Below are 18,938 nucleotides of genomic sequence, written 5' to 3'. Positions count from 1 at the left end.
TGTGGCTTTTTAAAGACGCTCTGCTTCACCCTACCCCGTTTTTTAAAGACCCGTATCAGCTCAATCTCCCTGTTTATGGAATGCAGAATCATTTCAATACTCAGTACATTCCACTTTCTTTCTTTTTTTCTCTTTTTGCAATTTTATTTGGGGATATCGCAGGCTATAACTTATTAATCTTAGCGACCTTTCCCTTATCAGGACTAGGTCTTTTTTATTTGGCCAGACACCTCACCCGATCGGGGGGGGCTGCTTTGCTTGGAGCGACCATTTATGCCTTGTATCCCTATCGTGTTGCCCATCTTTTTGGGGGACAACCAGGTGGCTTTATGCATTTTCTGATTCCGTATGTGATTTATTTCTATATCCTTGGCATTCAAAGAAAAAGTTGGGGATGGGGGCTTGCTTCAGGGCTTTGTTTTTTAGGATTGGGTCTAGATGAATTACATGTGGCTTATTATATGCCGCTTTTCTTAGGAATTTTTCTGATTCTTCCTCTTTTCCAAATTCAATGGAAGAGGTCTTCTTCTTGGAAAGATCCCCAATCAAAAAAAACAATTTTTAGAAGTAGGAAAATGTTTCCTTATGCAATAGGGGTTTCATTTTTAGGAGGTCTTTTCGGATTATTCTTGAGTTTGTGGTGTCTGCGTCGTATTGAAGCTTTATGGGTCTGGGCTTTTGTTCCGCTAGGAATTTTTTGGATGATCTCTTTTTGGTTCATTTATAGCGGAATTTATTCACGGATGAGCCATCAAGATTTTTCAAGTGCTTTAAAAGAAGATGCCTTAACGTATCTACCCTTCATCCTGTTACCGCTCTATCTGATTCAATTTGATATTGAAATTCCTGGTTTTGCTTCAAAACTTTTTCCTTTATGCCTCGGGGGAATTTTTGCCATGAAGATTTATTATCTTTTAAAGTGGAGAAGAATCATTTTTCAGAAATTTGCAATTTGGGTGATCAGAGATCGCATTAAAGTTTTTTTTGCCTTTAGTATTCCTGCAATCATTCTCATCAGTTGGCTTTTTTTTGAAAAATACAGCAAACTCAATCAATCGGTCGTGGCTGAAGGACGTGCTCTTTCAGTCATTAAGGGTTACTCTCCCCATTTCAGGGATATTTGGCAACGTTTTAATGAGAATGGAGAATTTTTCATTTATCCGGGTCTATGGACTATCATCTTAGGTCTCATTGGAATTTTAATCTATTTTCCTTTTTTACGTGTCAAAGGGAGTCGAAGGGATCGTGCGGTTTTTGGAGTGTTGGGAGTGCTCTTTCTTTTAACTTACGGCCTTTCCTTGGGGCCGACGCTTCCTCTCTATAATTTATTTTATGCCAATGTTCCTCATCTTAGTTATGTTCGAGTCCCTACCCGGATTCTTTACTTAAGCTTTTTTTTCTTGGCATTGCTTTCATCCTTCGGTTTAAAGGTTCTTTTTAAAATGATTGGGCGAAATTCAAAATGGATTACAGCCTCCTGTTTATTGGCTGTGGGATTGGATTATCTTCCTTCTCACGGCCCTGGCATCAGCTTAATGCCGAAGACTCAGCCTATTTATGAATATATTCAACAGCATTTACAAGGCAGAAGAATTTTGGAACTTCCTATTTGGCCAGGGGAAAGTTCCTGGTCTTCTATTTATCAATATTATGCGACACGCTATCGTTTACCCATGCTGAATGGTTATCGCCCCGCGATTTCTCTAGCGTATATCGAACATGTTTTTAAACCCCTTTCTCCGATGAATGTGGGAGAGATGAACCGTGACATTTGGAAGCTCCTTAAGAATTGGAATGTAGGCTTTGTGGTGGTTCATGAAGAAGCTTTTCCCAGAAAGGTCAGCCCTTTTCCTCCTCACTTTACCACGATGAGACTCAAGGAATCTGGATGCTTAAAGTGGGTCCGTTCCCAGGGGGGGATGTATCTTTTTGAGGTATTAGATCAACCCAATTTTGAAAAAATTCAAACTCGAACGAATCCTATTCTTTCTATTCTTGAAGTGAAAGATTTGAAAAGACTCTTAGGGAAAGAAGTTTTAATGGAAGAGGCTTCACAGGGATCTTCACTTTATGTTGATCCATCCAAGGGAAAGGGAGAGTGGATTTTTGGACGTTCAAAGGCATTTCCTCAAGGTTCTTACCAAGCCTTTTTCAGCATCAAGACGGACGTTACCGGTTTTCATGAGAGACTTCTCGATTTACAGATTTGGGATAAGAGTCGAGATATTCTCCTTGTCACAAGGCCGATCAGCTCAAAAGATTTTTCTGGAGAAAAGACATTTAAAGACTTTACTCTTGACTTCAAATTACCTTGCTACAGTGAGATTGAACCCAGAATTTTTTATCATGGAATGGGCAATGTTTGGGTGGATCGCATTGCAATGGGTTTTCAGGCTTTAGAAGGGTCAAAGGAAATTTTCGAAGCTGAGGAATTATTTCATCAGGGCGAAATTGTTTCGGATGAAACAGCCTCGGGTCAAGAGGCGGTACGTGTAGATAAAGACGGTTTTGAACGTGATTTAATGAATGGCCTAAACCCTTATTATTCTAAAGGCAGCTATGAGGCCATTTTTTGGTTGAAGTTACCTTTGAGTCGAGAAGCCAAACTTCATGAGGGGGTTGCGACACTTTTGATTCGGTCAGATCATGAAAAAATTATTTCAAAAAAATGGATTGCTGTAAGACAATTTAATACATCCTGGAGATACGAGCCTTTTAAATTAAATTTTAATGTGGATCATGATGGGCCCCTTGAATTTGTGATTAAGTTTGAGGGCAATACCGAGCTTTGGGTGGACAATATCGAGGTCGTTAAAAAATGATGGAGATTTTCTTTTGAAAAGAAATCTATCTCAAATCACAAATTCTCTCTATGACCTCCTGGTGATTGGAGGGGGGATTTACGGGGCGTTTACAGCCTGGGACGCTGCCCTACGGGGTCTATCGGTTGCTCTTGTCGAGAGACAAGATTTTGGAGGGGCCACTTCCGCCAATAGCCAGAAAATCATCCATGGAGGATTTCGGTATTTACAGCATGGCGATTTTAAAAGGATGCGGGAGTCCATTCGAGAAAGAACAAATTTAATGCGGATTGCCCCCCATTTGATCCATCCCCTGCCCGTTTTGATTCCCACTTATGGGCATGGGATGCGGGGAAAAGAACTTCTGAAATTGGCTTTAAATATTTACGATTTTATTGGTTTTAATCGTAATTCATTGTCGGACCCTGAAAAAAAAATTCCGTGTGGAAAGTCATTTTCAAGGAATGAAGCACTTAGACTTCTCCCTTTGCTTCCTCAAGAGGGATTGACAGGGGCGGGCGTTTTTTATGATGCCTCGGTCTATAATTCAGAGCGTCTGGTGATTTCTCTTCTAAAATCAGCCGAGAAGAAAGGGGCTCAATGCGCCAACTATGTCAAGGTTATCGGGTTTATTCAGGAAAAAGACGCCGTGGCTGGCGTTGAGTGTAAAGACCTATTGGGGGGAGAGTGTTTTCCGGTCCGGGCTCGAATGGTTGTGAATACTTCAGGACCCTGGCTCTATCACGTTTTATCGCTTTTAGATCATTATCGGCAAGTGCAATTTCCGCTCATTAAATCTTTTAATGTGATTACACGTCCGCTCTTTGAAAAATATGCTGTTGGAATTTATGGGAAAAACCCCTATCAAGATAAAGATAATCTTTTGAATAAGGGAACACGCCTCTTTTTTGTCACCCCCTGGCGAGATCATTCCGTGGTGGGAACGGCCCTTTCCCCTTTTAATGGGAATCCAGATGATCTTCAAGTGACGACAGAAGAAATTCAGAAATTTCTAGATGATTTTAATGAAGCCTGTCCTGATGCAAAACTTAAAATGGAGGATATTTCCTTTCTCCATCAAGGTTTCCTTCCAAATTCAATCATGGATCATCAGAGTCGATCTGGAGAGGTTCGGATTCAAAAGAAATATCACATCATCGATCATCGCGTAGATGGGATTAAAGGTCTCATTTCTGTGATGGGGGTTAAATATACCACAGCTCGAGATGTGGCTAAAAAGGTGGTGGATCATGTTTTTGAATGTTGGGGAGAAAAACCTCCGAAGTCTTTATCAGCCTTTACACGAATCGAGGGTGGAGATATAGAAAAATTCGAAGATTTTTTGACCGGGGAAATTAAAAAGCGCTCCTTCGGGTTAGATACCTCATTGATATCTTCCCTTGTTTTTAATTATGGATCTATTTATCACAAAGTCCTTTCCCTTTTAGGTGGAGAAACAATGGGTCATGACGGACTGCTTAAAGCCCAGGTCCTTTATAGTGTTCGTGAGGAAATGGCTCAGAAATTAAGCGATGTTGTTTTAAGACGAACAGAATTGGGGTCGGCTGGAAAGCCGACGGATCACGTGCTCAAAGTGTGTGCTGAGACCATGGGACAGGAACTTAAATGGAACTTTGAAAAGATAGAAACTGAACTTCAAGAAATGAAAGTATTTTTTAAAAGATTCATAAAGTAGAGAAAAATGTCTAAAAACTGGCCTGTATTACTTTTTAAAAAATCGGTTCTCAAGCAAAATAAATTTAAAGCCTTAACGGCTTATTTAGGAAAAACAGAAGGATTAACCTGTCTAGACATTGGTTCTGACAATGGCGTCATCAGTTTGCTGCTTCGGCAAAGAGGGGGCTACTGGAAAAGTGCTGATTTGGATGAAAAAACGGTCGAATGTATTCGCAGCCTTGTGAAAGATGATGTATTCCAAATTGATGGAAGACACACCCCTTTTAAAGATAATGAATTTGATCGTGTCTTGATTGTTGATTTCTTGGAGCATATTCATACTGACCAAGAATTTATTGATGAACTGTATCGAATTATGAAATCTGGGGGAGAACTCATTATCAATGTTCCGCATGTTAAAAATTCTTTTCTTAGAAAATTCAGGTTATTCATGGGTCAGACAGATGAAAAACATGGGCATGTCCGGCCTGGGTATACGGTTCAGAATTTGCAAAATCTTTTAGGAAAAAATTTTACATGGATAGAGCATCGGACTTATTCAAAATTCTTTTCTGAATTTGTAGATACGTTGATGACTTGGACGATGGGGATTTTGAAAAAGGGGGAAAATGCTTCTCAAAAGGGCATGGTTATTGAGGCGAAGGATTTTTCAAAAAATAAAAAAATGTTTAGAATATATACACTGATTTATCCTTTTTTATGGTTTTTGGGAAAATGTGATGGATTGCTTTTTCGGTCGAGTGGTTATATGCTGATTGCCAGAGCAAAGATTAATAAGGAAGAAGTTTCAAGAAATGAAAAATCGATTTAGGGATAAAAGATATTAGGAATCACTTCAAAATAGTCCAGGATGAAGTATCCAATGAGTATCTTTACTATTTGATGAAAGAGACTTGGGAAGAATAATTTGAGAGGGGCTTGAGAAGCTAAAACTCGTCGATAGATTTGAATGATTTGATTTCCACGTTCATTCCATAAAAATTGTGTGTTCGCACGTTCTTTGAGGAGGGGACGGAGTTTTTCTCGTCGAGGGGAATCTTTAAGAAGGTCGACCACCTTGTTACAAAAATCATCCGAATCAGGAAAGGCCGCATAAACCCCCAATTCTCCCAGAATCTCGCGGTTGACCCCGGTATCAAAAACCACAGTCGGAAGACCCATAGCCATGTAATTCATCAATTTTCCATTTCCTTCGGTTTGAGAGATCTTAGGGCTAATCGCGATGTCGCCCAAAGCCAAGTAATGGGTAATTTCTTCATAAGAAATTCTTCCTGTCCAGGTCACATGATTTTGCAGGTTTTTTTCGTAACATATTTTTTCATATTTCTTTTCATTTGGATAACCCATGATGAGGAAATGAACTTTTTCAATTTTTTGAATTATTTTGGGCATCATTTCCATTAAAAGATCGATCCCCTGGTAGGTATTCAGGAGCCCTAAATAGGTGATGACCTGGGCATTCTTTGGAATACCTAGCTTTTCCTTGAGTTTACAGAGAAAAAAAGGTGAAGGTGAAGCCGGGGAAGGGGGTAGGGCATCCGAGATCACAGAGGTTTGGCCTGAAAAAATTTTAGATTGAATTTTAGATTCTTGTTGAAATTTTTCTTGGAGTTGAAAAGAACTCAGGATGGAAAAATCAGGCATTTGATTAATCCTTTGTTCTGAGAATGAGAAAGATTTTAGAAGGAATGGGTTTTTCGTAAAACCATGACTTTTAATTTCATCAGTGAGGCTCCCTTGAAAATCTCCAACAACAGGAATCCCAAATTTTTTCTTGAGTCGATTGGCAATTAAAACACCTTCATGGAGATGGGCATGAATGAGGTCATGGTGTTCTTTCTTAAGGATTTTTTTTGCCTTCCAATAGAGGAAAAGATCCAGATAAAATTTATGCCAGGAAGGTCCAGCCTCAAGTTTATGATACCATGGGATTTTCGAGCTTCTGCGAATGTCCAATCCTTTAATATCGCGTCCGAGAGAATAGGTGCAAAGGGTGATTTTAGCCCCAAGGGACTGAAGAGCCTTGATCTCTTCGTAGATTCTGACATGGCAACCCCGATCTGCAAAAAAGGGAGTTGGGGCAATCATTAAAATTTTAAGATTCATACAATTGATCATCAGTTTTTATTGAATAACATTCGGCGGGAATTGTAAGGGATTTCCTTTTTATTTGCTAGGATAATTACTGTATACATTAAAAGTAATTTTACCTATCAGGGATTCCCTGATTCAAAAATCAATGATCTGGCCTGATGGTGCTTTGACAAGATGTAAGGTATGATCGCTGCCCAAAGGACAAAGGACCCTTAAATGATTAAAATTGCTGTGATGCTTCGTCATCTAAAAGAGGTTGGGGGGATTAAAGTTTATACGGTTAATCTTCTCAAAAACCTTCTTAGACTTGATCAAGTCAATGAGTACTTTTTTCTCTATAAAGACGAAGACCCCTTAGGTTCTTATCATCAATATTCAAATGTTCGAGAAAGAGTGGTCAAGGCTCCTTCAAAATTTTTGTGGGATCAAGTAGCTGTTCCTAGGATTGCGCGTAAAGAGAACGTGGATATTATTTTCAACCCCAAACTTTCCATCCCTCTTTTTGCTGCTCAGAAAACGGTGTTTCCCCTTCATGGTTTAGAACAGTTTGCAGTTCCCGAGGCTTATCCTTGCTGGGATCGTTGGTATACACGTCTGATGATGCCTCTCTTTTGCCGTTCAACGGATGCCATTGTCTCTATGACGTATAAAGGGGCTAAAGAGATGGAAAGATATTTAAAGATTAAATCAGAAAAGGTTCATGTGATTCCTGAGGCCTATGATTTACGTTTTAGGGTTCTTCCCTCCAGTGAGGTTGAGAGGGTTCGTCAGAAGTATCATTTACCTCAAAAATTTATTCTTTTTGTCGGAGGACTTTTCCCTGTTAAAAATTTTGGAAATTTACTTCGTTCCTTCCAGCAAGTTCAATCGAAATTTCCAGATCATTATTTGGTGGCCGTTGGGTTTCAGCGCTGGAAATTTAAGGACGATTTGGCCTTGATTAAGAAATTAAATCTTGAGAGCCGAGTGATTTTACCCGGCTATATTCCAGACGAAGACCTCCCGTCTTTTTATAATAGGGCCCAGGCCTTTGTCTTTCCATCGCTTTACGAAGGGTTTGGAATTCCCATTCTAGAGGCCATGGCCTGTGGCTGCCCAGTGATTACGACGAGGACAGGTTGTTCTCCAGAGGTGGCTGGTGACGCGGCTTTTTTGATTAATCCTAAAAATCCTCAAGAAATCGCTTTGGCCATTGAGAAAGTTTTGATCGACTCAACCTTGCGTCAGAATTTGATTCAAGCGGGATTGAAACGAGCCGCCGATTTTAGATGGGAAAAAACAGCACGTTTAACCCTTGCCCTTTTTGAAAAAATGGCAGGAGTGAAAAATAAGTTACCTCAAGTAAAGTGAAATGAACTTCAACAGGGCTTCTCTTTCAGAAACAGCAGATATCGAAACGTCTTCAGATGACTACGCTCGGCGTTTTGAGGGAGAGATTGGAAAGTGGTTTCTTCAAATTCAGGAAGAAGCAACGCTTCGAATGCTTTCAGGGTTTCAGGGCCGAAGGATTTTGGATGTGGGGGGTGGACATGGGCAATTAACTCCGGGGCTCATTCGTCAGGGGTTTGATGTGACTGTGCTGGGAAGTGACGAGGTTTGTAGAAATAGAATCAAACCCTTTCTTCGAAAAGGTCAATGCCAATTTAAAGTAGGAGATATTTTAAATCTTCCCTATCAGAATCAATCTTTTGATGGGGTGGTCAGCTTTAGGCTTTTACCTCATGTGGGGGAATGGAAACGTTTTTTGGGAGAAATAACTCGGGTGAGCCAAAAAATGGTTTTGATCGATTATCCCACGGTTAAAAGTGTTAATTCAATGACCCCTCTTTTTTTTAATTTCAAGAAACGTTTAGAGGGAAATACCCGGGGTTACACCTCTTTTCATGAAAAAGAATTATTGGAGATTTTTAAATTGCATGGTTTTATCCCCGAAAGTCGATTCCCTGAATTTTTTCTTCCCATGGTTCTTCATCGCGTTTTAAAAAGTCCTAAGGTTTCATCAATGACAGAAAAAATATTTCGAAAACTGGGTCTCACGTCTCTTTTGGGATCTCCGGTTATCTTAAAACTCGTGAGGGAAAGTGTGAATTCATGAAGGTTTTAATGCTAGCGCCCCACCCTTTTTATCAAGACCGTGGAACTCCGATTGCGGTCCATATGCTTTTAAAGGTGCTGTCGGATCGAGGGGATGAGATTGATTTACTGACCTATCATGAGGGACGTGACATGCAATATCCCGGTGTTTGTATTCATCGGATTAGATCTCTTCCCTTGATTCATAATATTAGGCCAGGTTTTTCATGGAAGAAAATTTTATGTGATGGGCTCCTATTTCTTAAATCAATAAAATTGGCGTCTCAAAAGCGTTATGCGTTGGTTCATGCTGTAGAGGAATCTGTTTTTATTGCGCTAATGCTTAAGTGGTTTTTTAAAATTCCCTATGTCTACGATGTGGATTCGTCGCTTCCTCAACAGTTGGTTGAACGTTATCGTGTTCTAACTTTATGTTCATTTATTCTGAATTTCTTTGAAAAAATCGTGGTAAAAAATGCGCTTGCAGTGGCTGTGGTCTGCGAAGCCTTATCCGCCAGTATCCAAAAAGATCATCCCCAGAAAGTCATTGTCCTTCAGGATATGCCTTTGTTGAAAGAGAAAATATCGCCCGATTCATGCTTGTTAAAAGAAGAATTTAAAGCCTCGGGCCCTATTTTAATGTATGTCGGAAATCTTGAATTCTATCAAGGGATTGATCTTCTTTTAGAATCTTTCGCTTTGGTTCTGAAAGAGACCCGGGATGTGGATCTTGTGGTGGTTGGGGGAGAAGATGCCGATATTCTAAAATATCGGAAAGTAGCCCTGCATCTTCATATTCAGGAGAAAGTCCATTTTTTAGGTCCTAAACCCGTTGAGTGCCTAGGAGATTATCTTGCCCAGGCCGATATTTTAGTTTCTCCTCGCCTGAAGGGTCGTAATACACCCATGAAACTCTATTCTTATTTAGCCAGTGGAAAACCTACTCTGGCAACCGATTTAGAAACGCATACGCAGGTTCTAGATCGTGAAATTGCTGAACTGGCTTCTCCTTCTCTTGATGCTTTTTCGAAAGGGATGCTCCGTTTGATTCGTGATTCTTCTTTGAGAGAGCAACTGGGTGTTGCAGGAAAGAGCAGGGTGGATGAGAAGTATAGTTATAAGGCCTTTCAAAAGAAATTAAATGATTTATATGGTGAGCTAGAGGCAAAATTTCAATCTTGAAATATTACTTCTAAAACTATACGCTGTACCCCATGTCTTCGAAAAAATCTCTTATATTCCGATGGGGTTTGGGACTCGCATCGATTGTTTACTTGCTGACCTTGATTGATTTTGACGAATTTTTTTCTGCACTTTCTAAAGCCCATACTTCCTGGATCTTAACTTCCATTTTTGTCGTATTCTTCGATCGTTTTCTCATGGCCTTTAAATGGAATCTCCTTTTAAAGGCTCAAGGAATTTTTGTCTCCTTGTGGGAAGTCATTCGGGCCTATCTGGTCGGTTCTTTTTATGGTCTGGTGCTTCCAACCAGCCTGGGTTCCGATGTTGTTCGCTTGGGCAGTCTTTCGGTTGGAGGTGGAGCAAGAGAGAAAGTTGCTGCTTCTATTGTGGTTGAAAAAATTCTTGCGATGATGGCCCTATTTTTATTGGTTTTACTTTCTGTTCTCGGTTTAGTATGGACCGCTACCCTTCAGCACTGGCGGTATTTTATGATTGCCTTAGCGCTTTTTCTAGTGGGGGCCTTGGCTTTTTTTCTCTCTTTCAAGATTCTTCCGATTCAAAGATTGATAAAAGCAAAGGGTCATTTTTCAAAAAAAATAGCACGTGTGATTTTGGCTTATCATCAGTTTCAAAATCATAAGAGGGCCATGGGCCTTTTTTTTGCACTCTCTTTTATAGAACAATTTATGCCTGTCGTTGGCAATTTTTGCTTGGCAAGGGCCTTTGAACTCCCAGGAAGTTTTTTTTCTTATTTGATGGTGATTCCGATTATTTTCACCGTCGCCCGTATTCCCATTTCTGTTGATGCTGTTGGAATTCTGGAGGCGTTATATTTATTTCTTCTCCCATTAGTCGGGATTAGTAAAACGGATGCTTTTTTACTGGGATTGGTAGGGCGGGTGGTGAATACATTGTGTCTTTTACCTGGTGGACTTCTTTATCATTCCGTAAAGAATCCCGTACGGGAAATGGTTAATCAATCGGCAACCTGATGGTTTTTAACGCAATATCATTTTTATGAATTGTGAGGAGATGGAGATATGAAAATTTTAGTGACAGGTGGCACAGGTTTTACGGGGAGCCACTTAACGCGTAGACTGCTTCAAAAAGGAAATGAAGTCGTGGTTCTTGATAATCAAAAGGGACTTTTTTACGATGAACTGGTTAAAATGGGAGCTAAAATTCATTTAGGAAGTGTCGCAGATGAGCGGCTTGTGGATGAGGTGACAAGGGGTTGTGAGGTGGTGCATCATGTGGCGGCGATGTTCAGGAAAGTAAATCTTCCGAAAAAAAATTATTGGGATGTGAATGTTGAAGGAACAAAATATCTTCTTCGGTCCGCTTTAAAACATGGGGTTAAAAAATTTATTAATTGCAGCACTTGTGGTGTCCATGGCAATGTCAAAAGCGGTGTTGCTCGAGAAGACTCTTCGATTGCTCCTGCAGATTATTATCAATATACAAAATATGAAGGGGAAAAGGTTATTCAGGAATTTTTAGGGAAAGGTCTTAGAATTTTAACTCTTCGGCCTACAGCTATTTATGGCCCAGGGGATCCAGAACGGTTTCTCATGCTCTTTAAAAGGGTTGCCCGGGGACGTTTTCTGATGTTTGGAAGTGGCCAAGCCCATTATCATCCCCTTTATATTGATAATTTGGTTGATGCGTTTGAAGCGGCTCAAGCTTCCGATAAAGGGAGCGGCGAGGTTTATCTTATCGGAGATGAAAAACACTATTCTTTGAATGAATTAGTTAAATCGATCGCACAAGTGCTTAAGGTGGATCTTCAAATCAAGCATCTCCCGTTTTGGCCTCTTTGGACAATCGCTTTGGCTTGCGAGATTTTGTACAAACCTTTTAGAATGGATCCACCCATTTTTCGTCGCAGGGTAGACTGGTTTCGTCAAAATCGGGCTTTTAATATTGAGAAGGCGAGAAAAGAATTGGGTTACCAGCCTAAGGTTGATCTGATAGAGGGGCTGACCCAGACAGCACAATGGTATAAAGAAAAGGGGTTTATTTCCTAAAATATGGATTCCTTAGAACAGTATTTGATTAGAAAAGATATTCCTAGAGATGTGCGAGAGGCCATTCAAAAGGAATTTGACAAACGTAAGGAAGTGGAAGAAACGCTTCGACGACATGTTCAAATGATTGATTTTGCCAATGATACCATTATGATTCGCGATCTCAGGGATCAAATTACGTATTGGAATCAAGGGGCCGAACGCCTTTACGGATGGTCTAAGGAAGAGGCCTTGGGAAAATATGTACATACTTTTTTAAAAACTATTTTCCCAAAATCAAAGAATGAAGCCATTAGCATCTGCCTTCGCCGTGGATATTGGGAAGGGGAACTTGTTCATCATAAACGTGACGGAACCAAAATTACGGTAGGAAGCCGTTGGACGTTACAACGAGATCATCAGGGACGTCCCGTTGCATTTTTAGAGATTAATAATGATATTACCCAACTTAAAAAAACAGAGGATGCTCTTCGAAAAGCCCATAATCAACTCGAAAAACGGGTCGAAGAGCGGACGATCGAATTGAAAAGGATCAATCAAGAGCTTAAACGTGTCGTGGAAGAGCGTAAGAGATTAGGAAAGGAAATTTTAGAGATTAGCGGGATGGAGCAGCGCCGGATTGGTCAGGATTTGCATGATGGTTTATCGCAGCATTTGACGGGGATTGCTTTTATGGGTAAAGTTTTAGCCCAAAAGCTTAAAAAATGGTCTTTGTCAGAGGCTTCTCACGCAGCTAAAATTGTGGAACTTGTCAATGACGCCATTTCTCAGACTCGGGGTTTGGCCCGAGGGCTTTGTCCTGTTGAATTAGATTCAAATGATTTTATGGTTCAGCTTAGAGACCTAGCGAATCATGTGAAAAAAGTTTTTAACATCGTATGTGATTTTGATAGTGATCAGCCTATTTTAATTCATAATCATATCATTGCGACTCATCTTTATCGAATTGCTCAGGAGGCGGTGAATAATGCGGTTCGGCACGGGAAGCCCAAAAAAATTTCGATTCGGTTGATTGCTGTTAAAAGTGGAATATTGATGGAGATTAAAGATGATGGCCGGGGGATCCCAGAGAAAATAAGAAGGGGCCAAGGGATGGGGCTTCGGATTATGAATTATCGAGCTGAATTGATCAATGCCTCGCTCAATATTCAAAAAGGTAAAAGAGAAGGAACAGTGGTAAGCTGTCTCATTCGTTCAATACGTTCTAAAAGCTTGAAAGGGTTTAAGAAAGATTGATGAAAGCAAAAAAAAATCAGCCTAAGGCTAGAATATTTATCGTGGATGATCACCCGATTGTGAGACAAGGGCTCATTCAATTGATCAATCAAGAATCAGATCTTGTCCCTTGTGGAAATGCCGAGGATGCTTGTCAGGCCTTAGAAAACATAGAAAAGTTAAAGCCCGATGTTGCTGTGGTAGATATTTCTCTTAAAGGAATGAATGGTCTTGATCTCATTAAGAACTTGAAGGTTCGGTGTCCTCATTTACCCATTCTTGTTCTTTCAATGTATGACGAGTCTATTTATGCTGAACGGGTTTTACGTGCGGGTGCCAAAGGCTATATCATGAAACAAGAGGCAACTGAAAAGGTACTGGTTGCAATCCGTCGGGTTCTTGAAGGCCAAGTTTATGTGAGTGAGGTCTTAGCCTCTAAAATCATTGAAAAATTAGTGAATCACCCGACCTTAGAGAATCATTCTGATATGGATCGTTTGAGTGATCGGGAGCTAGAGGTATTTCAATTAATCGGGAAAGGGTATGGAACGCGTCAAGTAGCCAAAGAGCTTCATTTGAGTGTGAAGACCATCGAAACTTATCGTGAAAAAATTAAGGAAAAGTTAGATTTAGAAAATGCAACTGCATTGGTTCGTAGTGCTGTTCAATGGGTGCAGAGTGAGAATGTTGGGGGGTTAAGGGTCTGATAACTTTTTATAGGTGGATTTGGTGAAAACGGGTTTGGGCTAGAAATTACTCTCTATTCTAAATATAAAGTATGAAATTATCCGTTTTGATTCCTATTTATAATGAGGCGACGACTCTCAGAAAAATTGTAGAGAGGGTTCTTTCTGTAGATTTAGATAAAGAGATTATTCTTGTGAATGATGCCTCTACAGATGGGACGCCCAAAATTATTGAAGAGTTACAGAAAGAGTATGCTCACCTTATTGTTTTTCATCATGAACGTAATTTAGGGAAAGGGGCTGCCATTCGGACGGCCTTAAGAGGGGTGTCGGGTGATTATATTATTATTCAAGACGCCGATTTAGAATATGATCCCCAGGAATATCACAAAATGCTTGAACCTGTTAGGCGATTTCATGCGCAGGTTGTTTATGGATCTCGATTCAAAGGTGTTTGCAAAAACATGTTTTGCTCACGATTTCTAGGAAATAAATTTTTAAGCTTTGTTACAGATATGCTTTACAATACAACCCTTTCAGATATGGAAACATGTTACAAACTTATTGAAACGAATCTTTTAAAAAATATTTCGTTAAGATCCAAAGGATTTGAATTGGAGCCTGAAATAACGGCAAAATTATTGAGGAAAAAGATTCGGATTTTTGAGGTTCCTATTTCTTATGCGGGACGAGGATACGAGGAAGGTAAAAAAATTACTTGGAAAGATGGTTTTGTAGCTTTGTGGACACTTTTAAAATATAGATTTGTAGATTAATTTCCTTCTAAAATTTTAAAGGCCAAATGTGCGATTAGATAAATCTCTGCCACGATTCTACGAGATAGAGAGGCAGAAGGATAAGGGTTTGTTGTGCGGATAGTTTTCTTACTTCAAAAGGAGCGAGTGAAACGACAAATCCTTTGGGAACTTTAAAAACGCTCATGAAATCACGCAGTCCCGACAGATGGCTGTTCTTAATCGTGAGTGATGACTTGCATTCAATAGGAATAATATCGTCATTTCTTTTGAGAACCAAATCGACTTCCGACCCTGAGGATGATTTTTTCCACCCGCAAAGCTTCGGGGTCTGACTCACGAGGGCATTCACCACCATGTTTTCAATTAACCCACCTAACGAAGTTCGATCAACTTCATTCAGGGTTTTTAAAAGATGAATGGGAGGGACAACCGACTCTCTCAGCTCTTTTGCAATTCCGATGTCAAAGAGATAACGCTTGGGGTGAAAATGGGACTCAGGAAAGGAGCCCCTTTGATCCACCCTAAAAATTATTTTCCAATTTTCAAGTTGGCCGAGAGCCTTAATAATTTCTTGGTTTTTCCCCCCTTCCAGAAGGAAAGACACATGGGTATTTTTAAAGGGAGAGCCCAAAAGATAGGCGGTTGTTTTTAATGCCGCTACCAGGTAGGGCTGAAACGTTTCCCCAAAGATTCTCTTAAAATCGTTGTAATAACCTAACAGGATTTCAAGGCGCTTTTGATGCCAATTTTTCCCTTGAGAAAAAAGATGAACGACCTCAGGCAATCCCCCTACTTCCATGTATTTTTGAAGATTGTCTAAAAGAAGTTGATGGGTGGAAGGGGCGATGGCCCTTTTTTCTGGAAAAATAGATTGGAGTTGCGAAACAAGTTTTTGTTGACCTTGGCCGATGAGAAATTCTTCAAAAGAAAGGGGCTGCAGATGTAAAGGGGTGACTCGTCCAACGGGATAGCGTGTTTCATCCCGAAAAATACGCGAAAGACTAGACCCTGACAAGATGACTTGTGTATTTTCCCACTTTTCTTTCATAAAGCGGATGAAGCCCCCTAATTTTCTGCTTTCTTGGGCCTCATCTATGAAAAGAAATATATCTTGACCCCGAGGAAATTGCATTTCAAAATCAACCAGCTGAGTAAATTCATCAAAGTCTTTGCAAAGATCGATTTTTTCACAGAGGGTCCCTTTTTCCTCCAAGTTGAACTCTTTAAAAGGGATGGAAAGACCTTTTAATGTTTCCCTCACCAATGTGGTTTTACCGACTTGACGAGCCCCTTCGACGAGGACAACGTTATTAAAAGTCTCTTTGTTCTTTATGATTTGAGATAGAATTGCACTTGCTTTTCGTGGGATCATAGACCTATTATATTAAAAATCGGTCAATTTTAAACAAATTTAATTATAAAATCGGTCAATTTTATGATGCATTCATAACTCCAAAGTTACAGATTAATGTGAAAACAAAAATTTATTTGGTTCTCATTATCCTCTTAGGTTTCTTCTTAAGAGGGTTTTTTTTATTAACGCCTCATGTGGATTCTGATCAGGCTGTTTTTGGTTTAATGGCTATGCATATCATGAAAGGGGAAATTCCATTGATTCAATGGGGATTTCCGTACATGGCCAGTGGGGAATCCTTTTTTGCGGTTCCCTTCTTTTGGATTTTTGGACCGACTCCGTTCAGTCTCAATTTAAGCATTGCAGTCCAGTCTATTATTTTCATTGTTTTAATCTATTTTTTGGGGCGTCGGATGGGAGGTTCTAGGATAGGGCTTCTTGCCGCTCTTTATACGGCTGCAGGTCCTATTTATCTCATGGAACATTGTGTTTTGGCTCGAGGGGCTTACATTGAAACATTGATTTTAGGAACTCTGTCGCTCTGGATGGCTCACCGGATTTTCTATCCTTATAAAAAGGGCGATCGGGGATGGATTTCTTATTTTGTTTTGGGACTGGTATGTGGGATCGGTCTTTGGTTTCATTTTTTGATTATTTTTTTCATAGCTCCGACAGGTTTATTTTTCTTGCTGAAGCCCCGGACCCTTTTTAGAAAAACATTTCTTTGGGTTGTTTTAGGTTTTTTCCTGGGAAGTGCCCCTTTTTGGGTTCATAATTTTGACCATCATTTTGAGAGTTTAGTTTATCTTTTTCGACATGAGGAAAAGCATCATACCCTTTGGCAAGGGTTCAAATTTTGTTTTACGACCGGTCTTCCCATTGTTGTTGGAATTTTAAAAAATAGCGACCAGACCCCTTATTTTAAGGGTGTGTCTCTTTTTCTCATTCCTTATTTTATTTTTTTGATTCAATTCATCTATCAATCGGTTTCTTCTTTTTGGGGTCAGAAAAAAATGAATGGGGCCACATTTATTTTAGCTTTTTTCTTTCTCTATCTTTTTATTATTGATGAAACTCAGTATCTCGAAATGAATACTCGCCGCTATTTTGTTCCCATGTTTGCAGCACTCCCTTTGCTTTGGGCTTTTGGGATCAACTCGTTCATTAAAAAGTCTCGAGTGTTGGGAGGAATACTCTTAGGCGCTTTTATGGTGTTTCATCTCTATACACTTTATTTGGACGCAGATGTTTTCCATCCCGAGTACAAAACTGTTTATGAGAATGAAAAAAAGAATGAGAGAGCCCTTTTCGAATATCTTGAAAAAAAGAATTTACGGCATCTCTATTACCAAAATTATTGGTTGGGATTTCGCTTGAATTTTTTCTCTCAAGAAAAAATAGTATTTTCCCAAGAACAATGTGAAAGGTATACCCCTTATCAAAAAGCCTTAGAGGCTTCAGACCATCCAGCCTGGCTTGAGAGAGGAAATCATGGATTTGATACCTTGAAGGTGATTGGCGGGAGTTATGAGCGAGAGGACGTAAATCCGTTCCATATTTATTATCAATTTCATGAGCCTCCTCGGGCCTACTGTCAGATTGATCCTGAGGGCATTATAGGGCAAGCTTCCTGTCATTCGGAGGATATAGAGAAGGTTTTGGATCGAAGTTTAGGAACGGCTTGGACCAGTGGAAGTCCCAAGACCCCGGGCATGTGGATCCAATTTGATTTGGGACAAATCTATAAACTAGGAATGCTGCGCTTGTGGAATAAGGGTCAATATTTTCATAATATTGCGCGGGAAGTAAGTCTAGAGACAAGTTTGGATGGGGTCCATTGGACGGAGGTTTTTCCTCGTACTTTAACTGATTTTTTCTATTGGAGCGGTCCGCGTCTTTACTACTGGGAATTTAACTATCGCTTGGAGGCTAGATGGGGCCCTGCTAGGGCACGTTTTCTACGTCTTAAACAATATGAAAATGAAAACCTGAATTCCTGGATGATTCATGAGGCCTATTTTTATGAGGATGTTGGAGAAAGGCTGTCTAGGGATGGTCAAGAGGATGTGCTTCAGGCCATTCATGATTTGGGTTTAACGAAGGTTTATGCCGATCGTTGGATGAACGCAAAAATTCGAGAAGCGACCGGGGGAAAAGTCGAAACCATTGAACCATTTATTTATCCGACTTCTTACGCGGGTTTCCCAGATCGACGGGTCCGATGGGGACCTAAAGTCGGATTTGTTCTTGAAGATTCTGATGCCAATCTATTCGAAGGCATGATGAAAGAAGACGGGATTGGCCTGGTTCGAGAAGCCTATGGAAGATGGGTGTTATTTTATTTTGAGAGTTGGGGAAAATCAGAAAGTATGCTTGATCAGCACTTGAGTTGGTGGTGGATCGGGTTTGGAGTGGTTCGGGCAAATACAAAACTTCATAGTGAATATTTAAAAAATCTGGGAATTCAAGAGGAAAAAGGGGAGAGATGGGAAGAGGCCTTAAAATTTTATCAAAAGGCCCTTCGTTTTTATCCCCATTATCTAGAAGTTCATCGTCGTTTGATTGAGATGTTAAAAAAATTGAGGAGAAACGATCAGGCTGAAAAGGAATTAAAAATTCTTTTAGAACAAACTCAGCCTCAGCATCTTTGCCCCATTCAATTTGAGAAGGGGATCACATTTTTAGGTTATCGCTTAAATGCGGAAGAAGTAAAATCAGGGGCCCGAGTGAAAATTTTTTATTTTTGGAAATTGGAGAGAGATGTTTCTCGAGAAAGACCCAATGTTTTTGTTCATGTCGAAGGACAAGGGAAGTTGTTTCAGGGGGATCATACGCTGCTTTCTTGGCAGGATGAGGTAGGGCCTTTTTTAGAGGATGAAGCTCTTAGGGAAGAAGAAGAGTTAATCATTCCTGCGGACATTTCCCCAGGAGAATATAGAATAAGTTTAGGTCTATTTAATCCCCACACAGGCAAGCGTTGGAAAGTTCAGCAAACGAATCTTGAGAATAAAAAGAATAAAGTGTCTATTGGAACTTTGAAATTATAGAAT

14 protein-coding genes and 1 pseudogene are annotated in these 18,938 nt (G+C 40.0%); 13 read left to right on the top strand and 2 right to left on the bottom strand.

Translation table 11 applies throughout. The annotated features are described in order from the left end of the window. The 3 genes from HYS07_11085 to HYS07_11075 form a co-directional block, all read left to right on the top strand. Positions 1-2,822, top strand: a 2,822-nt coding sequence (locus HYS07_11085) for a hypothetical protein (protein ID MBI1871715.1), incomplete at its 5' end; no start/stop codon positions are given. Positions 2,823-2,835: 13 nt separating this feature from the next. Continuing rightward, positions 2,836-4,497: a glycerol-3-phosphate dehydrogenase/oxidase gene (locus tag HYS07_11080; protein MBI1871714.1), complete on the top strand. Its 1,662-nt coding sequence runs from the start codon at positions 2,836-2,838 to the stop codon at positions 4,495-4,497. Positions 4,498-4,503: 6 nt separating this feature from the next. Then, entirely contained in the window at positions 4,504-5,310 is an 807-nt protein-coding gene (locus tag HYS07_11075) for a class I SAM-dependent methyltransferase (GenBank protein MBI1871713.1), read from the top strand. Here HYS07_11075 and HYS07_11070 read toward each other — a convergent pair. Beyond that, positions 5,307-6,605 carry a glycosyltransferase family 4 protein gene (locus tag HYS07_11070; GenBank protein ID MBI1871712.1) on the bottom strand — a complete coding sequence of 433 codons (1,299 nt, stop codon included), beginning with the start codon at positions 6,603-6,605 and terminating at the stop codon, positions 5,307-5,309. The genes HYS07_11075 and HYS07_11070 overlap by 4 nt on opposite strands. Before the next feature lie 204 nt (positions 6,606-6,809). Here HYS07_11070 and HYS07_11065 point away from each other — a divergent pair, with 204 nt between their 5' ends. From HYS07_11065 to HYS07_11025, 9 genes and pseudogenes are all read left to right on the top strand, one after another. Further along, positions 6,810-7,943 carry a glycosyltransferase family 4 protein gene (locus HYS07_11065; GenBank protein MBI1871711.1) on the top strand — a complete coding sequence of 378 codons (1,134 nt, stop codon included), beginning with the start codon at positions 6,810-6,812 and terminating at the stop codon, positions 7,941-7,943. 1 nt (position 7,944) lies between these two features. Then, positions 7,945-8,688: a class I SAM-dependent methyltransferase gene (locus tag HYS07_11060; protein MBI1871710.1), complete on the top strand. Its 744-nt coding sequence runs from the start codon at positions 7,945-7,947 to the stop codon at positions 8,686-8,688. Next, positions 8,685-9,239: pseudogene (locus HYS07_11055) on the top strand (glycosyltransferase). The gene HYS07_11060 and the pseudogene HYS07_11055 overlap by 4 nt, the downstream one beginning before the upstream one ends. Beyond that, positions 9,228-9,848: a glycosyltransferase family 4 protein gene (locus HYS07_11050; GenBank protein ID MBI1871709.1), complete on the top strand. Its 621-nt coding sequence runs from the start codon at positions 9,228-9,230 to the stop codon at positions 9,846-9,848. Before HYS07_11055 ends, HYS07_11050 begins: the two are co-directional and overlap by 12 nt. A 32-nt stretch (positions 9,849-9,880) precedes the next feature. Next, positions 9,881-10,840, top strand: coding sequence for a flippase-like domain-containing protein (locus HYS07_11045; protein ID MBI1871708.1), 960 nt, complete (start codon positions 9,881-9,883; stop codon positions 10,838-10,840). 48 nt (positions 10,841-10,888) lie between these two features. Beyond that, complete coding sequence (locus HYS07_11040) at positions 10,889-11,875, top strand: NAD(P)-dependent oxidoreductase (protein ID MBI1871707.1); 987 nt, start codon at positions 10,889-10,891, stop codon at positions 11,873-11,875. A gap of 3 nt (positions 11,876-11,878) precedes the next feature. Continuing rightward, on the top strand, positions 11,879-13,111 hold the full coding sequence (locus HYS07_11035) for a PAS domain-containing sensor histidine kinase (protein MBI1871706.1): 1,233 nt from the start codon (positions 11,879-11,881) through the stop codon (positions 13,109-13,111). Then, complete coding sequence (locus tag HYS07_11030) at positions 13,111-13,797, top strand: response regulator transcription factor (GenBank protein ID MBI1871705.1); 687 nt, start codon at positions 13,111-13,113, stop codon at positions 13,795-13,797. Before HYS07_11035 ends, HYS07_11030 begins: the two co-directional genes overlap by 1 nt. 71 nt (positions 13,798-13,868) lie before the next feature. Then, positions 13,869-14,552 (top strand): glycosyltransferase family 2 protein, encoded by a 684-nt coding sequence (locus HYS07_11025; protein MBI1871704.1) that lies wholly within the window; start codon positions 13,869-13,871, stop codon positions 14,550-14,552. A 34-nt stretch (positions 14,553-14,586) separates the two neighbouring features. Here HYS07_11025 and HYS07_11020 read toward each other — a convergent pair whose 3' ends face one another. After that, the gene (locus HYS07_11020; protein MBI1871703.1) at positions 14,587-15,906 is read right to left on the bottom strand and encodes an ATP-binding protein; all 1,320 of its coding nucleotides are present in this window, start codon (positions 15,904-15,906) and stop codon (positions 14,587-14,589) included. A gap of 98 nt (positions 15,907-16,004) precedes the next feature. Here HYS07_11020 and HYS07_11015 point away from each other — a divergent pair, with 98 nt between their 5' ends. Further along, positions 16,005-18,935, top strand: a complete 2,931-nt coding sequence (locus tag HYS07_11015; protein ID MBI1871702.1) for a discoidin domain-containing protein — start codon at positions 16,005-16,007, stop codon at positions 18,933-18,935. Positions 18,936-18,938: the final 3 nt, after the last annotated feature.

The sequence above is a fragment of the Chlamydiota bacterium genome, assembly GCA_016178055.1.
Lineage (GTDB): Bacteria > Auribacterota > JACPWU01 > JACPWU01 > JACPWU01 > JACOUC01.
Note: the sequence above shows the minus strand (reverse complement) of the source record. Positions and strands in the feature narration are given on the sequence as shown.

Excerpts from the sequence above, each read along its gene's own strand:
- HYS07_11030 (MBI1871705.1), top strand. The coding sequence starts at position 13,111 with ATGAAAGCAAAAAAAAATCAGCCTAAGGCTAGAATATTTATCGTGGAT.
- HYS07_11065 (MBI1871711.1), top strand. The coding sequence starts at position 6,810 with ATGATTAAAATTGCTGTGATGCTTCGTCATCTAAAAGAGGTTGGGGGG.
- HYS07_11045 (MBI1871708.1), top strand. The coding sequence starts at position 9,881 with ATGTCTTCGAAAAAATCTCTTATATTCCGATGGGGTTTGGGACTCGCA.
- HYS07_11020 (MBI1871703.1), bottom strand. The coding sequence starts at position 15,906 with ATGATCCCACGAAAAGCAAGTGCAATTCTATCTCAAATCATAAAGAAC.
- HYS07_11060 (MBI1871710.1), top strand. The coding sequence starts at position 7,945 with ATGAACTTCAACAGGGCTTCTCTTTCAGAAACAGCAGATATCGAAACG.
- HYS07_11070 (MBI1871712.1), bottom strand. The coding sequence starts at position 6,605 with ATGAATCTTAAAATTTTAATGATTGCCCCAACTCCCTTTTTTGCAGAT.
- HYS07_11040 (MBI1871707.1), top strand. The coding sequence starts at position 10,889 with ATGAAAATTTTAGTGACAGGTGGCACAGGTTTTACGGGGAGCCACTTA.
- HYS07_11035 (MBI1871706.1), top strand. The coding sequence starts at position 11,879 with ATGGATTCCTTAGAACAGTATTTGATTAGAAAAGATATTCCTAGAGAT.
- HYS07_11025 (MBI1871704.1), top strand. The coding sequence starts at position 13,869 with ATGAAATTATCCGTTTTGATTCCTATTTATAATGAGGCGACGACTCTC.
- HYS07_11050 (MBI1871709.1), top strand. The coding sequence starts at position 9,228 with ATGCCTTTGTTGAAAGAGAAAATATCGCCCGATTCATGCTTGTTAAAA.
- HYS07_11075 (MBI1871713.1), top strand. The coding sequence starts at position 4,504 with ATGTCTAAAAACTGGCCTGTATTACTTTTTAAAAAATCGGTTCTCAAG.